This is a genomic window from Streptomyces spongiae (genome assembly GCF_009377185.1).
GTDB lineage: Bacteria > Actinomycetota > Actinomycetes > Streptomycetales > Streptomycetaceae > Streptomyces > Streptomyces spongiae.
The window spans coordinates 1-4,998 of sequence record NZ_VJZC01000675.1 but is presented as its reverse complement, the minus strand read 5'-3'; the positions used below and the strand labels follow the sequence as shown (position 1 = coordinate 4,998).

Annotated in this window: 3 protein-coding genes and 1 tRNA gene; 2 read left to right on the top strand and 2 right to left on the bottom strand. The window is 68.2% G+C overall.

The genetic code is table 11. From position 1 onward, the window contains the following. The first annotated feature begins 110 nt into the window (after positions 1–110). Both FNH08_RS44315 and FNH08_RS44310 read left to right on the top strand, forming a co-directional pair. Positions 111–1,037 (top strand): metallophosphoesterase, encoded by a 927-nt coding sequence (locus FNH08_RS44315; RefSeq protein ID WP_152777173.1) that lies wholly within the window; start codon positions 111–113, stop codon positions 1,035–1,037. Positions 1,038–1,139: 102 nt separating this feature from the next. Beyond that, a tRNA-Pro gene (locus tag FNH08_RS44310) sits at positions 1,140–1,213 on the top strand. Between the two features lie 117 nt (positions 1,214–1,330). On the opposite strand, the gene FNH08_RS44305 is transcribed toward FNH08_RS44310, so the two are convergent. Together FNH08_RS44305 and FNH08_RS44295 are read right to left on the bottom strand one after the other, a co-directional pair. Then, a complete protein-coding gene (locus FNH08_RS44305) occupies positions 1,331–2,842 on the bottom strand; it encodes a tyrosine-type recombinase/integrase (RefSeq protein ID WP_152777172.1) in 1,512 nt (503 codons plus the stop codon). A 536-nt stretch (positions 2,843–3,378) separates the two neighbouring features. Continuing rightward, positions 3,379–4,644: a DUF3631 domain-containing protein gene (locus FNH08_RS44295; protein WP_152777171.1), complete on the bottom strand. Its 1,266-nt coding sequence runs from the start codon at positions 4,642–4,644 to the stop codon at positions 3,379–3,381. Positions 4,645–4,998: the final 354 nt, after the last annotated feature.

Below are 4,998 nucleotides of genomic sequence, written 5' to 3'. Positions count from 1 at the left end.
TGGCCGGGGCGTGGCGGGGCGGGCTGGTGGGAACCCGGAGTCCGCCCGCGCCCGACCATGGTTATCCACAGGCTGCACGAGGTGTCCTGCGGGTCTGACACGATGGACGTATGCGAGCGCGATACGGAGTACCTCTGGGGATCGCGGCGGCGGGCGCCGCCGGGCTGGTCTATGCGGCGGGTTTCGAGACCCGCTTCTTCCGACTGCGCCGGGTGACGGTACCGGTGCTGCCATCAGGCATGCGGCCGCTGCGCATACTCCAGGTCTCCGACATCCACATGGTGAGCGGACAGCGCAAGAAGCAGCGCTGGCTGCGCTCGCTGGCCGGGTTGCGCCCCGACTTCGTCATCAACACCGGGGACAACCTCTCGGACCCGGAGGGCGTCCCCGAAGTACTCGACGCGCTGGGCCCGCTGATGGAGTTCCCGGGGGCGTACGTCTTCGGTTCGAACGACTACTACGGCCCGACGCTGCGCAACCCCGCCCGCTACCTGCTGGAGAAGGCCCAGGGCCGCCACGGCCTGAACGGCAACGCACCGGCGGTGGGCGTCGTCCACAACCCCTGGGAGGAGCTGCGCGACGGCTTCGACACGGCGGGCTGGCTGAACCTCACGAACACGCGCGGGACGCTCAAGATCGACGGCGTGCCGGTGGAGCTGACCGGCGTGGACGACCCGCACATCAAGCGGGACCGGTACGCGCGCGTGGCGGGCGGCCCCTCGGAATCGGCCGACTTCTCAATAGGTGTGGTGCACGCCCCGTACCTGCGCTCCCTGGACGCCTTCACCGCGGACGGTTACCCCCTGATCCTCGCCGGCCACACCCACGGCGGCCAGATCTGCATCCCCTTCTACGGCGCGCTCGTGACCAACTGCGACCTGGACACGGACCGAGTGAAGGGCCTGTCCACGCACACGGTGGACGACCGGACGGCGCACCTCCACGTCTCGGCAGGCTGCGGCGCAAGCCGCTACACCCCCGTACGGTTCGCCTGCCCCCCTGAGGCATCCCTGCTGACGCTGGTGGAACGGGAGTAACGCAACAGCGCGGCGCCCCTGCGGCCTCCCGGAAAACCGGATTTCGTCTCCAGCCACCAGTGGGCTAAAGTAAACGACGTCGCCGCGACACGCAGCGACAATCGGGGTGTAGCGCAGCTTGGCAGCGCGCTTCGTTCGGGACGAAGAGGTCGTGGGTTCAAATCCCGCCACCCCGACAGCTGAAATACCAGGTCAGGGCCGGTTTTCCTTCGCGGGAAACCGGCCCTGACTCGTTTCTCGGGGCCTCTGGGGAGTGAACGGGGAGTGGATCAAGGAAATCCACTCCCCGAGCTTCACCCCTGGCGCGCTCTCAGCAAGGCATCGAGCGCGCGCACCGGTGACCGCGGGTGCATGGCAGACCGTGCCGCCAACGACTCTTGCCACTGCTCGGTCAGTTCGTCCATGAGCCGATTCCTCATCCGCGCGGTGATGTGCGAGTAGCGCGCCTGCACAGAACCGTCCTCGTGCCCGAGGCGCTCATCCATGAGTTTGGGCGGGATTCCGAGCTCCTCCATGACCGTCTTGTGAGAGTGCCTGAGCCCATGCGGAGTGAGGCCTCGCGCGATCGGAAGCCAGCACGCGTCCGCCCTGCCAGAGGCGTTCCGGCCCCGCGCCGGCACTCCCGGCCAGGGGTCCGCCATCACCGGCACAGGGCGCGCCTCCTGGGGGGCCTTCTTCGGGTACCAGCCTGTCGTGGCCGGCTGGAACAACCAGGTCGCAAATCCGGTCCGCCGCCAGTGCGACGCCGTCTCTGCTGACTGGCCCGCACGGACGTAACCGAGTTCCGCGATGGCTGTCTCCACCCTGGTTCGCGTCCGCTCCGCGACTGCGCCCGGCCGGTTCAGCACGTTCGAGACCGTTGCCGGGGAGACATCGGCACGGCGGGCGACGTCGACCAGCTTTGCGCCGACGTGCCGGGCAGCGCCATTGGCGGGACCGTGGCCACGGAACACGTAGGCGTGGTCGTGGCACGGGCAGGGTGCCGACTCGGTCCGGGCGATATGGCTTGCAACCAAGCCGGACAGCCACTTGGGCGTGTCGATGGTCCGATAGGAGTCGTCCTTGGGCGGGCAGCGCTCGAACTCCCCCGAATCGAGTTCGTAGAGCTGCCACTCCACCCGCACCGAGGCAGGGCGGACGAACTTGCGCTCTAGCCCGACGATTTCGCCCCATCGCATACCGGTGTAGCCCTTCAGCACCACGGCTACGAACTCGTCGTCACGGCCAGACAGCAGCGAAGCGCGCTCGGCTGTCAGCAGGATTCCGAGAGCGTCGGTCACCACCTTCTCGGGGCCGCGGTTCCGGGAGCGGCCGGCGCGCTTGCCTCGGCCGCGCCGCTTGGTGGCCGGGTTGGAGTCTCGAAGTCCTTCATCCACGGCGTCGGCGAGGATGAGGTGCAGCGTGCCGTGCCAGGTCTTCACGCTGGACGCGGCGTAGAGCTTCCGCTCCTTCTTCTCCCAGGCGCCGACGTCCGTGGGCTGGATGTCGGCGATGGCCTTGTCCTCGAAGGCAGGGAGGAGGTGCTCCTCAATGTGCCGCTTGTAGTTCTGCATGGTGGATGCGGCCAACTCCTGTGCCGCGTACCACCGGTTCACGTACTCGCCGAAGGTTTCCTTACCGGCGTTCGGGTCGCGATAGCCGACCTCTCTGACCTTGGCCTCTGCGTCGTTCGCTGCCTTCGCGGCCTCGCGCTTGGTGGCAAATCGAATCGTGGCGCCGTTGGCGTCCACCACGGTGCGGAGCACGCCGGCTGCAATCCAGTACCGGCCTCGGTAGTAATCGGCGCGCTTCTCGCCGTAGCCCATGGTTACCTCTCGCGACAAAGCGAGGGGTGGAGGCCATGGTTGGCCTCCACCCCTCGTGATCGGCTGTTCTGTCAGGCGGCGTTCCGTGCGCGACGCGGACGGCGCGCACGGAGACTCACCACTGGCCCCACGGGCTGCGCCGCAGTGCGGCGCCGGGGTACGACTTCGCCCTCGATGGCATTTGCCGAACTGGGCCGCTCCTCAAGAATGTGGAAGATCTCTCGAACGTGATCGCTCGTGAAGCGGTAACCGCCACCGCTCCGCAGGAAGGGGATGCGCCGTCGGCGGACCTGCTCCTTCACCCACCACTCCGAGCACCCCAGGGATATCGCTACCTCCGCAGCCGAATAGCTCGGGGGAAGTCCACTCTCCTTCGACACCTTCGTGACTCCTCTTCTGTCTTCTGGGGAATCCGCAACATCCGCCACGCCGCAACATTGCTGGTCAGCGGCTTGAATCTGTGGCGGATGCCGTTTCTGTTGCGGATAGGTCCCGCCGCGCCGGGCGGCGCGGCGGGACTGTGGGGTTCGGCCTGGTCAGCCAGCGATGCGGAGCTGGCGTGTGTCGGATTCCGCGGACATGTGGCGGCTCTCGGAAGGGGCTTCCGCCACAGATTCACCCCCGTTGACCTGCGATGTTGCGGACGTTGCGGATGTTGCGGACTTCTCAGGGTGAGGGGGGCAGTAGCGGTTCCAGGCGTCGCTGAGGTCTTCCGCGTAGTAGCCCTTCGGGGTGCCACTGCCCACCCGGATGCCGCGGGGCTTGATGGGGCTGTTGTCGGGGCGCACGTACTGGCTCAGGAGCTTGGACAGGGCGCGTGCGGTGAGTGGCTTGATGCTCTGACCGTCGTCGCTCAGGTCGGCCCATGGGGCGTCATCGAGCTTCAGGAGGACTTCGAGGATCGCGGCGGTGGGCATGCGGTCGGAGCCGCAGAACACCTTGTCGCGTAGGTCCGTCAGAAGGCGCACCCCCAGGGATGCGTCATCGCCCTGCGAAGCGGCCTTGATGAGCGCGATGCAGGCGGCGCGGGCCCGCTCGGGCCAGTGCCCGCCGGCCGCGTCGGCGACCGCCAGCAGTGGCTCCCACACGTCGGCGGGCCGGTCCGTGACGCCCTCGGGCATCTCAGGCCACGCCTCGGCGATCTCATCGTGGATGGTGGCGGTCCACTCGGCTAGCCGGTCGCGCAGGGCGTGGCCCTGCTTCTCGTGGACGCGGCGCCGGTAGGGCTCGCACGTCTCGTTGGGGGCCTTCTTGCGCATGCGGATGATGACCGACCTGGTCAGGATGGTGTCGGGCAGCGATCCGAGTCCGGCCATGGCGACCGCACAGAACGAATCGAAGAAGCCTGCCTTCTGCTCGGAGCCTTCTCCGACACAGCGCAGGGACTTGGCGCCGCGCCGGTAGCCGGAGTTGAGGAACCCGCGGACCTCTTCGTTCCCGCCGGCCTTGGGGCCGAATACGGTGTCGATCTCGTCGAACAGCACCGTCGGCGTTCCCGCATCGGCCGCTACCAGCCGGAACAGGGCGTTGGCGGATGCGTTGACGGTGGTCGCAGCGCGCGGGGTGAGCGTCTCGATGATCTCCAGAGCCCGCGACTTCCCCGAGCCCGGTTCGGGACTCAGGAACGCGATGCGAGCGGTGCCGTCGAGCGCGTCCATCAGGTGGGCATGCGCATCCCAGAGCGTGACGGCGACGTAGGCGTGTTCGGTGGGGAAGACGTTGAAGCGGCGGTGGAACGCTTCGACCTCGTCGAGCAGGGCCGCGCCGTCGATGGACGGCTCGGGCGTGGTGGTGCTGGTCATGCGGCGTTCCTCCTTTCCTGTGTGGTGCGGAGCGGGCAGGTGTCGCGGTGGGCTTCGTGGTCGGTGATTAGGGCGAGCACCTTGCGGTGGCCGACGGCGCTGCGGTCACGGCCACACAGGCACTTCGAGGTGGCGGTGGGGGTGGCGCCGCGGGGTGCGCGGATGCACAGCCAAGCCACGGGGAAGCGGCCGTCACCGCCGGTCGGGGCGGTTGCCTGCCGTCCGGCGGGAAGGGCTGAAAGGACGGCCTTTCGGCCGTCGTCCTTCGTGCCACGACCCGATCCGGACTCACCTGCAGAGGGGCGCGTACGGGTCGGCGTGACGCAGTTGGGCTTTTCAGGGGCGGGGCGGGAG

Excerpts from the sequence above, each read along its gene's own strand:
- FNH08_RS44315 (WP_152777173.1), top strand. The coding sequence starts at position 111 with ATGCGAGCGCGATACGGAGTACCTCTGGGGATCGCGGCGGCGGGCGCC.
- FNH08_RS44305 (WP_152777172.1), bottom strand. The coding sequence starts at position 2,842 with ATGGGCTACGGCGAGAAGCGCGCCGATTACTACCGAGGCCGGTACTGG.
- FNH08_RS44295 (WP_152777171.1), bottom strand. The coding sequence starts at position 4,644 with ATGACCAGCACCACCACGCCCGAGCCGTCCATCGACGGCGCGGCCCTG.